The sequence below is a fragment of the Mycobacterium sp. E3305 genome, assembly GCF_001666785.1.
In the GTDB taxonomy this organism is placed as follows: domain Bacteria; phylum Actinomycetota; class Actinomycetes; order Mycobacteriales; family Mycobacteriaceae; genus Mycobacterium.
This window is the reverse complement of the sequence record NZ_LZJA01000023.1, coordinates 1-16,428: the sequence shown is the minus strand read 5'-3', so window position 1 is coordinate 16,428 and position 16,428 is coordinate 1. Positions and strand designations below refer to the sequence as shown.

The following is a 16,428-nucleotide window of genomic DNA, read 5'->3' as shown; positions in this document are numbered from 1 at the left end:
TCAAGATGAACCGCCTGGACTTCGTCGACCAAGCGTCGCTGCGCGACGACATCCCGGTTTTCGGCCCGGGCGACACCATCAACGTGCACGTCAAGGTCATCGAGGGCGCCAAGGAGCGCATCCAGGTGTTCAAGGGCGTGGTGATCCGCCGGCAGGGTGGCGGAGTCCGCGAGACGTTCACCGTGCGCAAGGAAAGCTATGGCGTCGGCGTCGAGCGGACCTTCCCGGTGCATTCGCCGAACATCGACCACATCGAGGTGGTGACCCGTGGCGATGTCCGCCGCGCCAAGCTGTACTACCTGCGCGAGCTCCGCGGCAAGAAGGCCAAGATCAAGGAAAAGCGCTGAGCTGGGACGGCCGGGCGGCAGTCCCGGTCGGTTTACAGCGCCACAATCTGCGCTGGCTACTCTGATCTCGTGACCGATCCCACGGACTCATCTGAGCCCCAGTCCGCCCAGTCAGAGCCGAAGGTCTCCACCCGCATCCCGGACCCGCCCGAAGGCGAGGCGCCGAACGCCGCCCAATCGATTCCCGAACCCGCGGACGCGCCCGACCCGGATGCTCCGGAGCGCACCAAGCGATCCGCCCTGCGGGAATTCGCCCTGCTGGCGGTCATTGCGGTGGCGCTCTATTACGTGATGCTGACCTTCGTGGCGCGGCCCTACCTGATCCCGTCGGAGTCGATGGAGCCGACGTTGCACGGCTGCGCCGGCTGCGTCGGCGACCGGATCATGGTCGACAAGGTCACCTATCGCTTCGACCCGCCGCGCCCCGGCGACGTCATCGTCTTCAAGGGGCCGCCGTCGTGGAACCTCGGCTACAAGTCGATCCGGTCCAACAACACCGTGCTGCGCTGGGCGCAGGACGCGCTGTCCTTCATCGGCTTCGTGCCTCCCGACGAGAACGACTTGGTCAAGCGGGTCATCGCGGTCGGCGGGCAGACGGTGCAGTGCCGCGCCGACACCGGGTTGACGGTCGACGGCAAGCCGCTCAAGGAGCCCTACCTGGATCCGGCCACCATGATGGCCGACCCGTCGGTGTACCCGTGCCTGGGCAGCGAGTTCGGGCCGGTCACCGTGCCGCAAGGGCGGCTGTGGGTGATGGGCGACAACCGGACGCACTCGGCGGACTCCCGCGCCCACTGCACCAGCGTTCCGGCCGAGGCGCTCAAGGGCGTGTTGTGCACGGGCGACCCGACGTCGGGGACCGTGCCGGTGTCCAACGTGATCGGCAAGGCGAGGTTCATCGTGTGGCCACCGGGGCGCTGGGGCGGCGTGTCTTCAGTGAACCCGCAACAGCATCAGTAGCCATGGCCACGACGTGGCCGCCGCGGACGGTGATCCGCAAATCGTCGGGATTGCGCACCCTGGAATCCGCCCTGTACCGCAGCGGGTTGGGCCCGGTCGCGGGCGTGGACGAAGTCGGTCGCGGCGCCTGCGCCGGCCCGCTGGTGGTGGCCGCCTGTGTGCTTGGCCCGGGGCGGCTGGAAAGCCTTGCAGCACTTGATGATTCGAAAAAGCTGACCGAGGCCGCGCGGGAGAGGTTGTTCCCGCTGATCCGTCGCTACGCGCTGGCCTACCACGTGGTGTTCATCCCGCCGGCCGAGGTGGACCGGCGCGGCGTGCACGTCGCGAACATCGAGGGCATGCGCCGCGCCGTCGCGGGCCTGGCGGTGCGACCCGGCTACGTGCTGAGCGACGGATTCCGCGTCCCCGGGCTGCCGGTGCCGTCGCTTCCGGTGATCGGGGGCGACGCGGTGGCGGCCTGCATCGCCGCGGCCAGCGTGCTGGCGAAGGTGAGCCGGGACCGGCTGATGGTCGCCATGGACGCCGACCACCCGGGTTACGGCTTCGCCGAGCACAAGGGCTACGGCACGCCGGCGCACAGCGTGGCGCTGACGCAGCTGGGGCCCTGCCCCGAACACCGCCATTCGTTCATCAACGTTCGGCGGGTGGCCATAGGGTCACAAGGGTCGGGTGGCCGCGTGGTGGCCGAATGCAGACCGGACCTCCGCCCGCGCGCGGCGGATATCGGTGAGGAAAGATGGGACCAGGATTCCCTGGGCGGAACGCCGGGGAAGTGTTTCTCCGAGAAGGACGTCTGAACAGATGAGTGCCGAGGATCTCGAAAAGTACGAAACCGAGATGGAGCTCTCGCTATACCGCGAATACAAAGACATCGTCGGACAGTTCAGCTACGTCGTGGAAACCGAGCGGCGGTTCTACCTGGCCAACAGCGTCGAGATGGTGCCGCGCAACGCCGACGGCGAGGTGTATTTCGAACTCCGGCTGTCCGACGCCTGGGTGTGGGACATGTACCGGCCGGCCCGGTTCGTCAAGCAGGTACGGGTGGTGACGTTCAAGGACGTCAACATCGAAGAGGTGGAAAAGCCCGAGCTGCGGCTGCCCGAGTAGCCGGGCCTAGCCTTCTTCCGGGGGCGGCAGCTGGCCGCGCCTCTCGATGACGACCCGCGCCACGTCGGCCAGCTTGATGTTCAGCGACTGGGAATGGCGGCGCAGCAGTTCGAACGCCTGGTCCTCGGTCATGTCGTGCAGCAGCATCAGCATGCCGACCGCCTTGCCGATCTCGCGGTTGCTCAGCAGTCCCCGGCGCAGGCTGCTCGCGTCCTCACCCTTGGCGACCGCGTTGATGGCCACGCTGGCGAACGAGGCGAGCACCGCCGCACGCCCGGCCGCCTCGGAGTCGAACACACCTGCGGTGTCGCTGAAGAGGTTCAGCGCGGCCGCTTTGCGTTTGTCCACCAGCAGCCGAAAACCCATCGCCCCGCGCACCGGGGTCTCCGCCACCAGCACCTTCGCCAGCTTGGGCCACAGCGACGGCGTCCTGAGGTCCGGGTCGATCTGTGGGGTTTCCTCCTCGATCGCGTCGATGCACGGCCCGTCGCCCGAACGCCGTTCCAGCTCGTCGACCTGCTGGGCCAACCGGTCGCTCGCGCCGACGGTGACATAGCTGTCGCCGTCGCGCACCAAGAGGCTGGCGTGATCGCAACCGGGGACGATCAGGGTGGCGGCGACGCAGATGGCCGCGTACATCTGACCGGCGTCCGAGCCCTGGTAGATGATCTCGGCCAGCGCGGCGAAGACGGTCCCGGGGTCGGCCTTCTCCCCGCCGGGCGTCGGTCGGCCTGCGGCCGTCGATTCGTCCCCCATGTGTGCCTCATTCCCTGTGCAATGCACTCTGACCCCGCGTTCGATCGCCGTAGATTATCGGTCTTGCGGGCGCGCCTCACACGCTGTTCGGCGCGATTGCGACGAATTGCACGCGCCCGGCCCGCCGGTGCGCGGACCGCCAGAATCGTTCGCCGACAATACGGGTACCCGCGCGTCCGGCGCTCACGATTTGCGCCACCGGGCGAGATGGTCTGGGTGACGTTTCCCACCCCTGGTTTCGGCGGGCCACCGACGGGAAAAAGCGTTGGGGTGGGAATTACCGTCGCGGTGACCGGGCCGACCGGCGAGATCGGGATGTCGGCGGTGACGGCGCTGGAGCGCGAACCGGCCGTGGACGCCATCATCGGGATGGCCCGCCGCCCGTTCGACCCGTCTTCGCGCGGCTGGCAGAAGACCACCTACCAGCAGGGCGACATCCTGGACCGCGAGGCCGTCGACGCCCTGGTGGCCCAGACCGACGTGGTGATCCACCTGGCCTTCATCATCATGGGATCGCGGGAAGAGAGCGCCCGCATCAACCTGCAGGGCACCCGCAACGTGTTCGAGGCGACGGTCGCCAGCGAGCGGCCCAGGCGCCTGGTGTACACGTCCTCGGTGGCGGCCTATGGATATCACCGCGACAACCCCGACCCGCTGACCGAGGACGTGCCGGCGCGGGGGTCCGAAGAGCACTATTACTCCGAGCAGAAGGCGGCGTGCGAGGCCCTGCTCGGCGAGATCACCAAGGACTCGCCGCTGGAGGTCTTCGTGTTGCGGCCGTGCATCGTCGCCGGCCCCAACGCCACCGCCCTGGCCGATGCGATGCCGTGGAACCAACTGCCCGGCCCGATGCGCGCAGTGGTCAAGGCGGTGCCGATTTTGAAGCCGGTCGTCCCGGACCCGGGCTACCCGCTGCAGCTGGTGCACCACGACGACGTCGCGAGCGCGATCGCGTTGGCGGCCACCACGCCGGCGCCCCCCGGGGCGTACAACATCGCCGGCGACGGTGTCGTCACGGTCGCCGACGTGGCCAGGGCGCTGGGTGGGCGCCCGGTCCGGGTTCCCGCCGTCGCAGCCTCCGCGGCGTCGGCGGCGCTTTCGCGGGTGCCGCTCGTCCCGTCCATGCTGGAATGGCTCCACACCGCGCGCACGTCGATGGTCATGGACACCACGAAGGCGCGCACCCAACTCGGCTGGCGGCCGGTCCACACCTCGGCGGAAACCCTGACCGCGCTGGCCTCGGCGCTATGAGGCCGGGGTAGTTTTGCTGCGTGAGTTCTCAGCGCTCCGCCGCAATACCCGCCGACGGTGAAATCGCCTCGTGCGGCACGTAACTGCGCGCCGGAGGGTGACGCACCTGGCTGCCGGCGAAGCGATCACCCGGCCGGAGACGCTGGTCGTCGAGGAGCCGCTCGAGATCCGGGTGAACGGCGCGGCGGTCACCGTGACCATGCGCACGCCGGGGGCGGATTTCGAATTGGCTCAAGGCTTTCTGCTCACCGAGGGCATCATCGCCGGCCGCGACGACGTGCAGAGCATCCGCTATTGCGGCGGTGCCGTCGACGGCACGAACACCTACAACGTCCTGGACGTGACCTTGGCCGCCGGCGTCGCGGCACCCACCCTCGACGTGACCCGAAACTTCTACACCACCTCCTCGTGCGGAGTGTGCGGCAAGGCGTCGCTGGATGCGGTGCGGGTGATCGGTCGTTTCGCCCCCGGGGCGGATCCGGCGACTGTCGCGGCGGCCACACTTGAAGCGATGCCGGGCCAACTCCGTTCCGCGCAAAAGGTTTTCGACAGCACCGGCGGGCTGCACGCGGCCGCGCTGTTCGGGGTCGACGGGACGATGTTCGCGGTGCGCGAGGACGTCGGCAGGCACAACGCCGTGGACAAGGTCATCGGCTGGGCGCTGGAGCAGCGGCGAGTGCCGCTGGCCGGCTCGGTCCTGCTGGTCAGTGGGCGGGCCTCCTTCGAGTTGACGCAAAAAGCGGTGCTGGCCGGGATTCCGGTGCTGGCCGCCGTGTCGGCGCCGTCGTCGCTGGCCGTGTCGTTGGCCGAGGAGTCGGGCATCACATTGGTCGCCTTCCTGCGCGAGGACTCGATGAACATCTACACCAGGGCCGATCGCATCGGCTAGACGGTGTCGGCCGACTGTGGATGAGCGCGGCACTGGGGATAACCGGCCGCGTGGACGGCTCACACGCGCCGCAGTGGCCCGCCGTGTCGGGGCCGGCCCGCACAGTTGCCGGCATGACGACCGAAACGACTATGACCCGGATCCAGCTCGGAGCGCTCGGTGAGGCGCTCGCGGTTGACCATCTGGCGAGGGCGGGATTGCGTGTTCTGCAACGCAACTGGCGTTGCCGCTACGGCGAACTAGACGTCATCGCCTGCGACGACGCCACCCGCACTGTGGTGTTCGTCGAGGTGAAGACCCGTACCGGCGACGGCTACGGCGGGCTGGCGTACGCGGTCACCGAGCGAAAGGTCCGTCGGCTGCGCCGCCTGGCCGGGCTGTGGCTGGCGGGCCAGGACACGCGCTGGGCGGCGCTGCGCATCGACGTGATCCGGGTGCGGATCGGGCGCCGGCGGACGCCCGAAATCACCCATCTGCAAGGGATCGGCTGATGGCGCTCGGCCGCGCGTTCTCGGTCGCCGTCCGCGGAGTGGATGGACAGATCGTGGAAATCGAAGCCGACATCACCTCCGGACTGCCGGGCGTTCATCTGGTGGGTCTGCCCGACGCCGCACTGCAGGAATCCCGTGACCGGGTCAGGGCCGCGGTCACCAACTGCGGCAACGACTGGCCGATGGCGCGGCTCACGCTCGCGCTCTCGCCGGCGACGCTGCCCAAAATGGGGTCGGTCTACGACATTGCCCTGGCCGCGGCCGTCCTGTCGGCGCAGCGAAAGAACCCGTGGGACCGCCTCGAGAAGACGGTGCTGCTGGGCGAGTTGTCGCTGGACGGCCGGGTGCGCCCCGTGCGCGGTGTGCTGCCGGCGGTGTTGGCCGCCAAGCGCGACGGCTGGCCTGCCGTCGTCGTCCCGGTCGACAACCTGGCCGAGGCCAGCCTTGTCGACGGCATCGACGTCTGGGGCGTGCGGACGTTGCGGCAGCTGCAGAAATGGCTCGCCGGGTCCATCGCCCTGCACCACCGCATCACCACGACGGCCACCCCGCCGGAACCCTCGGTGGATCTGGCCGATGTGGTCGGGCAGACCCAGGCGCGGTTCGCGGTGGAGGTGGCGGCCGCCGGGTCGCACCACCTCATGCTCACCGGGCCGCCGGGCGTCGGCAAAACCATGCTGGCCCAGCGGCTCCCGGGTCTGCTGCCGCCGCTCTCGGAGAGCGAGTCGCTCGAGGTCACCGCGATCCATTCGGTGGCCGGGCTGCTGTCGGGGGAGACGCCGCTGATCACCGCGCCGCCGTTCGTGGCGCCGCATCACAGCTCCAGCGTCGCGGCGCTCGTCGGCGGCGGCTCGGGCATGGCGCGCCCCGGCGCCGTCAGCCGCGCGCATCGCGGTGTGCTCTTCCTGGACGAATGCGCAGAGATCAGTGTCAGCGCGCTGGAAGCCTTGCGAACTCCCTTGGAGGATGGGGAGATTCGTCTCGCGCGGCGCGACGGTGTCGCCTGCTACCCCGCGCGGTTTCAGCTGGTGCTGGCGGCCAACCTGTGCCCCTGCGCACCCGCCGATCCGCAGGACTGCATCTGTGCGGCCGCGGCCAAGCGCCGCTACCTCGGCAAGCTGTCCGGTCCACTGCTCGACCGGGTGGACCTGCGGGTGCAGATGCACTCGGTGCGCGCGGGCGCGTTCTCCGGCGGCGAAGCCGAATCGACGGCACAGGTTCGGCTCCGGGTGGCCCAGGCCCGCGCGGCCGCGGCCCAGCGGTGGTCACCGTATGGATTTCGGACCAACGCCGAAGTGAGCGGGGCGCTGTTGCGCCGAAAGTTCCGCCCCGGCAACGCGGCGATGACTCCGCTGCAGAAGGCCCTGGACCGTGGTGCGCTCAGCATCCGGGGCCTGGACCGGACGCTGCGGGTCGCGTGGAGCCTGACCGATCTCGCCGGCGGGGTATCGCCCGGGCCCGAGGAGGTCGCCGCCGCGCTCAGCTTCCGTCAGCCGGGGGCGCAGCGATGAGCGCCGACCGCAAATCACCAGTACGCCTTGGTCAGCCAGTCGTTGTGCCCGCCGCGGACCGCTATCGCGACGGTCACCAGGATGGCGAACGCCCGGGCGAACTGCGCCATCGCGCGGCCGCGCTCGCCGCGCTGTTCCATGTCACGCAGCGCGACGAACGCGAGGACGCCGCTCAGGATCGGGATGGGCAGGCCGCACCAGCTGACCAGGCTCAGCGCGAACGCCGCGATCGCCCAAGGGTTTACCGGGCGAGCGGGCGCCGCGAGCTGGGTCGGCGAGCAGACGATCATTGTTTGCTCCGTTCGTTGCCGGCCGCGCGATGGCGAATGGGGGTCGACGACAACACATTCGCGTATGGGGCTAAACGAATCCTTGGCGGATTCTTGGAAGCCGCAGCGCCCCAATGCTGACGGCGGTCGACGATCCGGCGCTGCGCGCCTGGGCGTACCTGTCCAGGGTGGCCGAGCCGCCCTGTGCCGGGCTGGCCACCCTGGTGCGGTCCGTCGGCCCGGTAGAGGCGGCCGACCGGGTGCGCCGCGGCGTGGTCGACGACGATCTAGCGCGGCACACGGAGGCGAGGCGCGAAATCGACTGCGCCGCGGCCGACCTCGAGCTGCTCGCCCGCCGCGGGGGACGGTTGATCACGCCCGACGACGACGAGTGGCCGCTGCTGGCATTTGCCGCGTTCGGCGGCGCCTCGGGCAGAGCGCGCGGCGCGGCCCCGATGGTGTTGTGGGCGCAAGGTCCGATCCGGCTCGACGAGGTGGCGCACAGGGCTGCCGCCGTGGTGGGCACCCGGGCCGCGACGGCATATGGCGAGCAGGTCGCCGAGGACTTGGCGGTCGGGCTGGTGCAACGCGAGGTGGCCGTCGTCTCCGGCGGCGCCTACGGCATCGACGGGGCCGCGCACCGGGCGGTGCTCAATGCTGACGGCGTCACCGTGGCCGTCCTCGCCGGGGGACTCGACATCCCGTATCCGAGCGGCCACACCACGTTGCTGCATCGCGTGGGCCAACACGGGTTGCTCTTCACCGAATACCCGCCGGGCGTTCGGCCCGCGCGCCACCGATTCCTGACCCGCAACCGACTGGTGGCCGCCGTCGCGGGGGCCGCGGTGGTGGTCGAAGCGGGGCTGCGCAGCGGAGCGGCCAACACCGCCGCGTGGGCGCGGGCGCTGGGGCGGGTGGTCGCGGCGGTGCCCGGGCCCGTGACGTCGTCGGCGTCGGCCGGCTGCCACGCGCTGCTGCGCGACGGCGCCGAGCTGGTCACCCGGGCCGACCACATCGTCGAGCTCATCGGCCGCATCGGGGAGCTGGCCGCCGAGGAACCGCGCCCGGCGACCGAGCTCGACGGGCTGAGTGACGGCGAACGCCGGGTGTACGAGGCGCTGCCGGGCCGCGGCGCCGCAACCGTCGAACAGCTTGCGATTGCGTCGGGGCTGGCGCCCGAGCGGGTGTTGGGGCCGCTGGCCATGCTCGAGCTGGCCGGGTTGGTGTGTCGTCAGGAGGGCAAGTGGCGACTTCCCCGGGCCTCGAGCGGCCGAGCTGCGTCGACGCCGCGGCTCGTATAGTCGACGGGGGTCGGGCGGGGACAGGAGGACAAGTGGCGGGTCGACCTCTGCAACGCTTCGAGGTTGTCGATACCAAGGAGCTCACACCGCACATGGTCGCGGTCGTGCTGGGCAGCAAGGACTTCGACGCCTTCGTGCCCAGCAAATTCACCGACTCCTACGTCAAGCTGGCGTTCGTCGCCGACGACGTCGACGTCGCGGACTTGCCGCAGCCGTTGACCCTCGACAGCTTCGCCGGCCTGCCGCCCGAGAAGCGGCCGTCGGTTCGGACCATGACGGTCCGCCGCGTCGACAGCGCCGCCGGTCAGCTCACGTTGAACATCGTCACGCACGGCGAGCACGGGATCGCGGGCCAGTGGGCGGCCGCGGCGCAGCCCGGCCAGCGGATCTTCCTGATGGGTCCCGGCGGTGCCTACACCCCCGATCCGGCCGCCGATTGGCATCTGCTGGCCGGTGACGAATCGGCGCTGCCGGCGATCGCCGTCGCCCTGGAAGCGCTGCCACCCAGCGCCGTCGGCAAGGCGTTCATCGAGGTGGCGGGCCAGGAAGACGAGATTCCCCTGACGGCGCCGGAAGGCGTCGAGGTGCATTGGGTTTATCGCGGCGGCCGGGCCGACCTGGTCCCCGAGGACCGCGCAGGCGACCACGCCCCGCTGATCGAGGCCGTCACCACCACGCCGTGGCTGCCCGGGCGGGTGCACGTGTTCGTCCACGGCGAGGCGCAAAGCGTCATGCACAATCTGCGGCCCTACATCCGCAAGGAGCGCGGCGTTGACGCGAAGTGGGCGTCGTCCATCTCGGGCTACTGGCGGCGCGGCCGCACCGAAGAGACCTTCCGGCAATGGAAGAAGGAACTGGCCGAGGCCGAGGCCGGGGCTTCGTAGCGGGTTCGTCGGTCCGATCGCCGGCTGGCATCCTCTACTTCCATGGCGCATTTCGGCGATTACCAGAACGAGATCTACTTCCAGGGTCTGGGCGGGGTCGCGCCCGCGCTGCCGATGGCCTTCGCGGAGCTGGAGGCCCGGGCGGAACGGGCGATGTCGCCGTCGGTGTGGTCCTACGTCACGGGTGGCGCCGGCGACGAGCGCACCCAACGGGCCAATCGCGAGGCATTCGACCGCCGGGGCTTGATGCCGCGGATGTTCGTCGGCGCCGCCGAGCGTGACCTGTCGGTCGAGATGTTCGGCCTGACGCTGCCGTCGCCGGTGTTCATGGCCCCGATCGGCGTCATCGGCATCTGCGCTCAAGACGGCCATGGCGACCTGGCCACCGCGCGCGCCGCGGCGGCCACCGGTGTCCCGATGGTCGTTTCCACCCTGACCGCCGACCCACTGGAAGACGTCGCCGCCCAGTTCGGCGACACGCCCGGCTTTTTCCAGCTGTACACGCCCAAGAACCGCGAGCTCGCCGCGAGCCTGGTGCAGCGGGCCGAGGCCGCCGGCTACCGGGGCATCATCGTCACGCTGGACACCTGGGTTCCCGGCTGGCGTCCGCGCGACCTCAGCACGGCGAATTTTCCGCAATTGCGCGGGCACTGCTTGGCCAACTACACCAGCGACCCGGTCTTTCGCGCCGGCCTGGCACGCCCGCCCGAGGAAGACCCGCAGGCCACTGTGCTGCAGTGGATTACGACCTTCGGCAATCCGTTGACGTGGGCCGACCTGCCCTGGCTGCGGTCGCTGACCAAGCTGCCGCTCATCGTCAAGGGCATCTGCCATCCCGACGACGCCCGACGCGCCAGGGACGGCGGCGTCGACGGTATTTATTGCTCGACGCACGGCGGACGCCAGGCCAACGGCGGCCTGCCGGCGCTGGACTGCCTGCCCGGGGTGATCGAGGCGGCCGACGGGCTGCCGGTGCTGTTCGACTCGGGCATCCGCAGCGGCGCCGACATCGTCAAGGCGCTGGCGCTGGGCGCGACCGCGGTGGGGATCGGCAGGCCGTACGCGTACGGCCTGGCATTGGGCGGCGTCGACGGCGTCGTCCACGTGCTGCGTTCGCTGCTGGCCGAAGCGGACCTGATCATGGCGGTCGACGGCTATCCGACACTGAAAGATCTCACCCCGGACACGCTTCGGCGCGTCGACTGAACCGGGTCCCCGGCTCCTGCGAACGTTGCAGGCGTGGAGGCCATCCTCGAGGAATTCGACGAATACCTGTCGCTGCAATGCGGCCGCTCGGCGCACACCCGCCGGGCCTACCTCGGTGACCTGCGCTCGCTGCTGACGTTCCTCGAGAGCCGCGGCGCCGCGCTGGACGGGCTGAGCCTGCCGCTCCTGCGCTCCTGGCTGTCCGCCTCGGCCACGGCGGGAGCGGCGCGCACGACGCTGGCCCGTCGCACGTCGGCGGTCAAGGCGTTCACCGCGTGGGCCGCGCGGCGTGGCCTGTTGGCCGGGGACCCGGCGGCGCGGCTGCAGGTGCCCAAGGCGCACCGCACGCTGCCGGCAGTGCTGCGCCAAGATCAGGCGCTCGACGCGATGGCCGCCGCGAAATCGGGTGCCCAACAAGGTGATCCGATGGCGTTGCGGGACCGGTTGATCGTCGAGATGTTGTACGCCACCGGGATTCGGGTGAGCGAGCTGTGCGGCCTGGACATCGACGACGTGGACACCGGTTATCGGCTGGTGCGGGTGCTCGGCAAGGGCAACAAGCAGCGCACCGTGCCGTTCGGGATGCCGGCCGCCGAGGCGCTGCGCGCCTGGCTCGACGAGGGCCGCCCGGCCCTGGTGACCGCTGAGTCCGGTCCGGCGCTGTTGCTGGGCGCGCGGGGCCGCCGGCTCGACGTGCGCCAGGCCCGCACGGTGGTGCACCAGACGGTCGCCGCGGTGGACGGCGCCCCCGACCTGGGCCCGCACGGGCTGCGGCACAGCGCGGCGACGCATCTGCTGGAAGGTGGGGCCGACCTGCGGGTCGTGCAGGAGCTACTCGGCCATTCCAGCCTGGCGACGACCCAGCTCTACACCCACGTCGCCGTCTCCCGGTTGCGGGCGGTGCACGATCAGGCCCACCCGCGGGCGTGAGCCGGCGATTCCCGGGCGTCACTTCCGCCCCGGCGCCGGGAAGCCCCGAGGCACGAGGGTCCGCCCTCCGGCCGGAGACGGGTGTGGCTGGGGGCACGGCCCGCACGCTCAGCCCCGCAGCGGCTTGAGCCGGATCGGCGTCGATTTCACCAGGCCCAGCGGATCGACGTAATGGGCGCCGGACGCCGGGCCCCACATCGCGCCCCAGTGCAGGCAGGCCGCCGCCCGGCAGCCGGCATGCCCGGGCTCGAGCGAGCCGATCACGGTCCGGGCCGTCACCGGCTGGCCGACCCGCACCGCCGCCCGGACCGGCTCGTAGCTGGTGCGCAGCCCGCCGGGGTGGGCCAGCGACACCACCGGGCGCCCCGCCAGCTGACCGGCGAACACCACCGTGGCGGTGCCCGCCGCGTACACCGGCTGACCAGGGACGCCGGGCAGGTCCACCCCCCGATGCCCCGGCCGCCAGTCCGGGGACGGGGCGTCGAACCCCCGGGCCACGGCGGGCGGCGGGCGCAGCGGCCAGTCCAGGCGGGCGTCGTCCGCACCCGCCGGCGCCGCGCCGAGCACCGTCAGCCACGCCAACAGCCACCAAACCCGTCGCATCGGCTCAGTTGAGTGGGCCACCGGCGCCGTCGCCACTCAGGTGCGGCCGGTGCTGTGCAAAACCACCAGCTGAGTCCGTGTAAACTGCTGGTCGCAGCTCGTTCGCGGGCTGACTTCGCGCGTCCGCCCCGCGTCTCCCGTTCCACTAGGAGTTCGCACCGCGTGCCGGGCGGTCCCCGCCAGGGTTTCCTGGCGAGGTCCGGCATCGCAGCAGGCGCCAGGGCCCGGCTTCACCCGATGCCGGGCGACAACCGACACACGTAAGGCACACGCATGGCCGTCGTAACCATGAAGCAGCTGCTCGACAGCGGCACCCACTTCGGGCACCAGACCCGTCGCTGGAATCCCAAGATGAAGCGGTTCATCTTCACCGACCGCAACGGCATCTACATCATCGACCTGCAGCAGACGCTGACCTTCATCGATAAGGCGTACGAGTTCGTCAAGGAGACCGTCGCCCACGGCGGCACCGTCCTGTTCGTCGGCACCAAGAAGCAGGCGCAGGAATCGGTTGCGGCCGAGGCCACCCGCGTCGGCATGCCGTACGTGAACCAGCGCTGGCTGGGCGGCATGCTCACCAACTTCTCCACCGTGCACAAGCGGCTGCAGCGCCTCAAGGAGCTCGAGGCGATGGAGCAGACCGGTGGCTTCGAGGGCCGCACCAAGAAGGAAATCTTGATGCTGACCCGGGAGAAGAACAAGCTGGAGCGCAGCCTCGGCGGTATTCGCGACATGGCCAAGGTGCCGTCGGCGATCTGGGTCGTCGACACCAACAAGGAGCACATCGCGGTCGGCGAGGCCCGCAAGCTCGGCATCCCGGTCATCGCGATCCTGGACACCAACTGCGACCCCGACGAGGTCGACTACCCGATCCCGGGCAACGACGACGCCATCCGCTCGGCCGCGCTGCTGACCAAGGTGATCGCCTCCGCGGTCGCCGAGGGCCTGCAGGCCCGCGCCGGGGTCGGCCGCGGCGACGGCAAGCCCGAGGCGGAGGCCGCCGAGCCGCTGCCCGAATGGGAGCAGGAACTGCTGGCCTCCGCCGCTGCCAGCGCCCCCACCGACGCCGCTGCGGGCGCACCCGAATCGACACCAGACCCTTCATAGGAAGGCTGACATGGCCAACTTCACCGCCGCCGACGTCAAGAAGCTTCGTGAGCTCACCGGCGCCGGCATGCTCGACTGCAAGAACGCGCTGGCCGAGAGCGACGGCGACTTCGACAAGGCCGTCGAAGCGTTGCGCATCAAGGGCGCCAAGGACGTCGGCAAGCGCGCCGAACGCGCCACGGCCGAGGGCCTGGTCGCCGCCCAGGGCGGCGCGCTGATCGAGTTGAACTCGGAGACGGACTTCGTCGCCAAGAACGCAGAGTTCCAGAAGCTCGCCGACGACATCGTCGCGGCCGCGGCCCAGTCCAAGGCCACCGACGTCGACGCGCTGAAGGCCGCCAAGGCCGGCGACTCCACGGTCGAGCAGGCCATCGCCGACTTGTCGGCGAAGATCGGCGAGAAGCTCGAGCTGCGTCGCGTCGCGTACTTCGACGGGACGGTCGAGGCCTACCTGCACAAGCGGGCGGCCGACTTGCCCCCCGCCGTCGGCGTCCTGGTCGAGTACCAGGGCTCGGATTCCGAGGCCGCGCACTCGGTCGCGCTGCAGATCGCCGCCCTCAAGGCGCGCTTCCTGTCCCGCGAGGACGTTCCTGAAGACGTCGTGGCCAGCGAGCGCCGTATCGCCGAGGAGACGGCCAAGGCGGAGGGCAAGCCGGAGCAGGCGCTGCCCAAGATCGTCGAAGGCCGGCTGAACGGTTTCTTCAAGGACGCGGTGCTGCTGGAGCAGCCGTCGGTGTCCGACAGCAAGAAGACGGTCAAGGCCCTGCTCGACGAGGCCGGCGTGACGGTGACGCGGTTCGTGCGCTTCGAAGTGGGCCAGGCCTAAGTCCCGCGCGAAGGCGGGCTAGCGTCGATTCATGCGACACGTCCATGCGTTCGGCGACGACGCCCTCGGTGATCTCGACGCGGTCGGCCTCGCCCACGCGATACAGGCCGGCTGGGTCAGCAGGGCGGAGGTCGTCGAGGCGGCGATCGCCCGCACCGAGGCCGTCGATCCGGTGCTCAACGGTTTGGCGTATGCGGCCTTTCAACAGGCCAGGGACAGCGCGTCGGGCAGCCCTGCCGACGGCTTCTTCAGCGGGGTCCCGACGTTCCTCAAGGACAACGTCGACATCGCCGGCCAGCCGACGATGCACGGCACCGACGCGTGGACGCCGTGGAATGCCACCTCCGACGGCGAGTTCACCCGGCTGTTCCTGGCCACCGGGCTGGCACCCGTGGGAAAAACGCAGCTGTCGGAATTCGGTTTCAGCGCGTCCGCCGAGCACCCCCGGCTGGGGCCGGTCCGCAACCCGTGGAACACCGACTTCAGTGCCGGCGCATCGTCGTCGGGCTCTGGGGCATTCGTCGCCGCCGGCGTGGTGCCGATGGCCCACGCCAATGACGGAGGCGGATCCATCCGCATCCCCGCCGCCTGCAACGGCCTCGTCGGGCTGAAGCCGTCGCGTGGGCGGCTGCCGCTGGACCCGCACCTGCGCCGGATGCCGGTGGGCATCGTCGCCAACGGTGTGGTCACTCGATCGGTGCGCGACACCGCGGCGTTCTACCGGGAGGCCGAACGCATCTGGCGTAATCCGAAACTGGCGCCGATCGGGGATGTCACCGGTCCCGGCAGGCAGCGGCTGCGAATCGCCGTGCTGACCCGCTCGGTGCAACGGGACTGCAGCCCGCAGGTGCGCGAGCTCACGCTGAAGTCGTCCGGTCTTCTCGAGGAGCTCGGCCACCGCGTCGAATACCTCGAAGAGCCCCCGGTGCCGGCCAGTTTTGTCGACGACTTCGTGTTGTACTGGGGATTCCTGGCGCTGGCCCAGGTCCGCACGGGGCGCCGGATGTTCGGCGCGACCTTCGACCGCAGCAGGCTGGACAGCCTGACCCTCGGTCTGGAGCGCCACACCGCCCGCAACATGCACCGACTGCCGCTGGCGATCATGCGCCTGCGCCGAATCCGTAGGCGCACCGCAAGATTCTTCGGCACCTACGACGTCGTGCTGACCCCGACGCTCGCCGACGAGACGCCCCGCATCGGATATCTGGCACCCACCGATTACCACCAGGTAATCGAGCGACTGATCGACTGGGTCTCGTTCACCCCGCTGCAGAACGTCACCGGTGAGCCGGCGATCTCGCTTCCGTTGGCCCAGTCCGACGAAGGCATGCCGGTGGGCATGATGTTCTCGGCCGACATCGGCCAGGAGGCGCTACTGCTCGAGCTGGCCCACGAACTCGAAGAGGCGCGGCCGTGGGCCCGGATCCAAGCCGCTTAGTCGCCGGTCAGTCGGAACCGAGCTTGTCGAGCATTCGTTTGAACTCGCGCTGCTGACTCTCGGTCAGCTTGGCCAGGATGCGGGCGTCGGCGGTCCGCACCGCGCCTTCGGCGCGTTTGAGCAGGGCGCGGCCCTGGCCGGTGAGCGTGGCGGGCAGCGCGCGGCCGCTGGACACCGACGTCGGGCGCGCCACGGCGCCAATGTCTTCCAGCTTGCGCAGCACCGTGTTCATCGCCTGCGGTGTGACGCCGGCCTGCCGAGACAATTCGGCGCTCGACATCCCCGGAAGGATGGAAAGCATTCGTAGGCAGACGAATTCGGGCAGCGTCAGGCCCAGCGGGCCCAACACCGCGGAAACCTCCGGTCGCAGCAAACTGGCCACCCGGTAGAGCAGGTAACCAAGCGGGGCATCTTCGGCCTGAACCATGTCAATCATCTTGACATATTTCGCCCGGCGGGAGGCGGGGTTCGGCGACGCAAAGTGCTCGGCAATTCGTCCTTCTTCGGCTTGCCGCCTTTCGTCGTCTTCGGCATGGAATCCTCCTCGGGTGC

At 70.1% G+C, this 16,428-nt stretch carries 19 protein-coding genes; 15 read left to right on the top strand and 4 right to left on the bottom strand.

Annotated features, from left to right (window positions below):
* Positions 1 to 5: 5 nt before the first annotated feature.
* The 4 genes from rplS to A5701_RS02470 all read left to right on the top strand — a co-directional run bounded on the left by rplS (position 6) and on the right by A5701_RS02470 (position 2,414).
* A complete protein-coding gene (gene rplS, locus A5701_RS02485; RefSeq protein ID WP_055403251.1) occupies positions 6 to 347 on the top strand; it encodes a 50S ribosomal protein L19 in 342 nt (113 codons plus the stop codon).
* A gap of 69 nt (positions 348 to 416) precedes the next feature.
* Complete coding sequence (gene lepB / locus A5701_RS02480) at positions 417 to 1,307, top strand: signal peptidase I (protein ID WP_067748152.1); 891 nt, start codon at positions 417 to 419, stop codon at positions 1,305 to 1,307.
* Positions 1,308 to 1,309: 2 nt separating this feature from the next.
* Positions 1,310 to 2,104: a ribonuclease HII gene (locus A5701_RS02475; protein WP_067748151.1), complete on the top strand. Its 795-nt coding sequence runs from the start codon at positions 1,310 to 1,312 to the stop codon at positions 2,102 to 2,104.
* 4 nt (positions 2,105 to 2,108) lie between these two features.
* On the top strand, positions 2,109 to 2,414 hold the full coding sequence (locus A5701_RS02470; RefSeq protein ID WP_007171389.1) for a DUF2469 domain-containing protein: 306 nt from the start codon (positions 2,109 to 2,111) through the stop codon (positions 2,412 to 2,414).
* Positions 2,415 to 2,420: 6 nt separating this feature from the next.
* Here A5701_RS02470 and A5701_RS02465 read toward each other — a convergent pair whose 3' ends face one another.
* Positions 2,421 to 3,170, bottom strand: a complete 750-nt coding sequence (locus A5701_RS02465; RefSeq protein ID WP_067748149.1) for a GAF and ANTAR domain-containing protein — start codon at positions 3,168 to 3,170, stop codon at positions 2,421 to 2,423.
* Positions 3,171 to 3,440: 270 nt separating this feature from the next.
* On the opposite strand from A5701_RS02465, the gene A5701_RS02460 reads away from it, so the two are divergent.
* From A5701_RS02460 to A5701_RS02445, 4 genes are all read left to right on the top strand, one after another.
* Positions 3,441 to 4,421 carry an SDR family oxidoreductase gene (locus A5701_RS02460; protein ID WP_067748147.1) on the top strand — a complete coding sequence of 327 codons (981 nt, stop codon included), beginning with the start codon at positions 3,441 to 3,443 and terminating at the stop codon, positions 4,419 to 4,421.
* A 70-nt stretch (positions 4,422 to 4,491) separates the two neighbouring features.
* Complete coding sequence (fdhD, locus tag A5701_RS02455) at positions 4,492 to 5,310, top strand: formate dehydrogenase accessory sulfurtransferase FdhD (RefSeq protein ID WP_067748145.1); 819 nt, start codon at positions 4,492 to 4,494, stop codon at positions 5,308 to 5,310.
* A gap of 113 nt (positions 5,311 to 5,423) precedes the next feature.
* Positions 5,424 to 5,801: a YraN family protein gene (locus A5701_RS02450; RefSeq protein ID WP_067748206.1), complete on the top strand. Its 378-nt coding sequence runs from the start codon at positions 5,424 to 5,426 to the stop codon at positions 5,799 to 5,801.
* Positions 5,801 to 7,312 carry a YifB family Mg chelatase-like AAA ATPase gene (locus A5701_RS02445; RefSeq protein ID WP_067748143.1) on the top strand — a complete coding sequence of 504 codons (1,512 nt, stop codon included), beginning with the start codon at positions 5,801 to 5,803 and terminating at the stop codon, positions 7,310 to 7,312. Before A5701_RS02450 ends, A5701_RS02445 begins: the two co-directional genes overlap by 1 nt.
* Before the next feature lie 14 nt (positions 7,313 to 7,326).
* Here the strand turns inward: A5701_RS02445 and A5701_RS02440 are convergent, their stop codons facing one another.
* Positions 7,327 to 7,602 carry a DUF4190 domain-containing protein gene (locus tag A5701_RS02440; RefSeq protein WP_067748141.1) on the bottom strand — a complete coding sequence of 92 codons (276 nt, stop codon included), beginning with the start codon at positions 7,600 to 7,602 and terminating at the stop codon, positions 7,327 to 7,329.
* A gap of 113 nt (positions 7,603 to 7,715) precedes the next feature.
* On the opposite strand from A5701_RS02440, the gene dprA reads away from it, so the two are divergent.
* Genes dprA through A5701_RS02420 form a run of 4 tightly spaced genes read left to right on the top strand, consistent with a single transcriptional unit; the run spans position 7,716 to position 11,902 of the window.
* Positions 7,716 to 8,882: a DNA-processing protein DprA gene (gene dprA, locus A5701_RS02435; RefSeq protein WP_067748139.1), complete on the top strand. Its 1,167-nt coding sequence runs from the start codon at positions 7,716 to 7,718 to the stop codon at positions 8,880 to 8,882.
* Positions 8,883 to 8,914: 32 nt separating this feature from the next.
* Positions 8,915 to 9,766 carry a siderophore-interacting protein gene (locus tag A5701_RS02430; RefSeq protein ID WP_067748136.1) on the top strand — a complete coding sequence of 284 codons (852 nt, stop codon included), beginning with the start codon at positions 8,915 to 8,917 and terminating at the stop codon, positions 9,764 to 9,766.
* 42 nt (positions 9,767 to 9,808) lie between these two features.
* Positions 9,809 to 10,972 (top strand): lactate 2-monooxygenase, encoded by a 1,164-nt coding sequence (locus A5701_RS02425; RefSeq protein WP_067748134.1) that lies wholly within the window; start codon positions 9,809 to 9,811, stop codon positions 10,970 to 10,972.
* Between the two features lie 33 nt (positions 10,973 to 11,005).
* Entirely contained in the window at positions 11,006 to 11,902 is an 897-nt protein-coding gene (locus A5701_RS02420; protein ID WP_067748132.1) for a tyrosine recombinase XerC, read from the top strand.
* A 108-nt stretch (positions 11,903 to 12,010) separates the two neighbouring features.
* Here the strand turns inward: A5701_RS02420 and A5701_RS02415 are convergent, their stop codons facing one another.
* Entirely contained in the window at positions 12,011 to 12,505 is a 495-nt protein-coding gene (locus A5701_RS02415) for a M23 family metallopeptidase (protein WP_067748130.1), read from the bottom strand.
* A 273-nt stretch (positions 12,506 to 12,778) separates the two neighbouring features.
* On the opposite strand from A5701_RS02415, the gene rpsB reads away from it, so the two are divergent.
* Genes rpsB through A5701_RS02400 form a run of 3 tightly spaced genes read left to right on the top strand, consistent with a single transcriptional unit; the run spans position 12,779 to position 15,876 of the window.
* Positions 12,779 to 13,612 carry a 30S ribosomal protein S2 gene (gene rpsB / locus A5701_RS02410; protein ID WP_067748127.1) on the top strand — a complete coding sequence of 278 codons (834 nt, stop codon included), beginning with the start codon at positions 12,779 to 12,781 and terminating at the stop codon, positions 13,610 to 13,612.
* 10 nt (positions 13,613 to 13,622) lie between these two features.
* A complete protein-coding gene (tsf, locus tag A5701_RS02405; protein WP_067748125.1) occupies positions 13,623 to 14,438 on the top strand; it encodes a translation elongation factor Ts in 816 nt (271 codons plus the stop codon).
* A gap of 31 nt (positions 14,439 to 14,469) precedes the next feature.
* On the top strand, positions 14,470 to 15,876 hold the full coding sequence (locus tag A5701_RS02400; RefSeq protein WP_067748123.1) for an amidase: 1,407 nt from the start codon (positions 14,470 to 14,472) through the stop codon (positions 15,874 to 15,876).
* Positions 15,877 to 15,883: 7 nt separating this feature from the next.
* On the opposite strand, the gene A5701_RS02395 is transcribed toward A5701_RS02400, so the two are convergent.
* Complete coding sequence (locus A5701_RS02395; protein ID WP_067748121.1) at positions 15,884 to 16,303, bottom strand: MarR family winged helix-turn-helix transcriptional regulator; 420 nt, start codon at positions 16,301 to 16,303, stop codon at positions 15,884 to 15,886.
* Positions 16,304 to 16,428: the final 125 nt, after the last annotated feature.

Excerpts from the sequence above, each read along its gene's own strand:
- rplS (WP_055403251.1), top strand. The coding sequence starts at position 6 with ATGAACCGCCTGGACTTCGTCGACCAAGCGTCGCTGCGCGACGACATC.
- A5701_RS02475 (WP_067748151.1), top strand. The coding sequence starts at position 1,310 with ATGGCCACGACGTGGCCGCCGCGGACGGTGATCCGCAAATCGTCGGGA.
- A5701_RS02470 (WP_007171389.1), top strand. The coding sequence starts at position 2,109 with ATGAGTGCCGAGGATCTCGAAAAGTACGAAACCGAGATGGAGCTCTCG.
- A5701_RS02465 (WP_067748149.1), bottom strand. The coding sequence starts at position 3,170 with ATGGGGGACGAATCGACGGCCGCAGGCCGACCGACGCCCGGCGGGGAG.
- A5701_RS02450 (WP_067748206.1), top strand. The coding sequence starts at position 5,424 with ATGACGACCGAAACGACTATGACCCGGATCCAGCTCGGAGCGCTCGGT.
- A5701_RS02445 (WP_067748143.1), top strand. The coding sequence starts at position 5,801 with ATGGCGCTCGGCCGCGCGTTCTCGGTCGCCGTCCGCGGAGTGGATGGA.
- A5701_RS02440 (WP_067748141.1), bottom strand. The coding sequence starts at position 7,602 with ATGATCGTCTGCTCGCCGACCCAGCTCGCGGCGCCCGCTCGCCCGGTA.
- dprA (WP_067748139.1), top strand. The coding sequence starts at position 7,716 with ATGCTGACGGCGGTCGACGATCCGGCGCTGCGCGCCTGGGCGTACCTG.
- A5701_RS02425 (WP_067748134.1), top strand. The coding sequence starts at position 9,809 with ATGGCGCATTTCGGCGATTACCAGAACGAGATCTACTTCCAGGGTCTG.
- A5701_RS02415 (WP_067748130.1), bottom strand. The coding sequence starts at position 12,505 with ATGCGACGGGTTTGGTGGCTGTTGGCGTGGCTGACGGTGCTCGGCGCG.
- rpsB (WP_067748127.1), top strand. The coding sequence starts at position 12,779 with ATGGCCGTCGTAACCATGAAGCAGCTGCTCGACAGCGGCACCCACTTC.
- tsf (WP_067748125.1), top strand. The coding sequence starts at position 13,623 with ATGGCCAACTTCACCGCCGCCGACGTCAAGAAGCTTCGTGAGCTCACC.
- A5701_RS02400 (WP_067748123.1), top strand. The coding sequence starts at position 14,470 with ATGCGACACGTCCATGCGTTCGGCGACGACGCCCTCGGTGATCTCGAC.
- A5701_RS02395 (WP_067748121.1), bottom strand. The coding sequence starts at position 16,303 with ATGGTTCAGGCCGAAGATGCCCCGCTTGGTTACCTGCTCTACCGGGTG.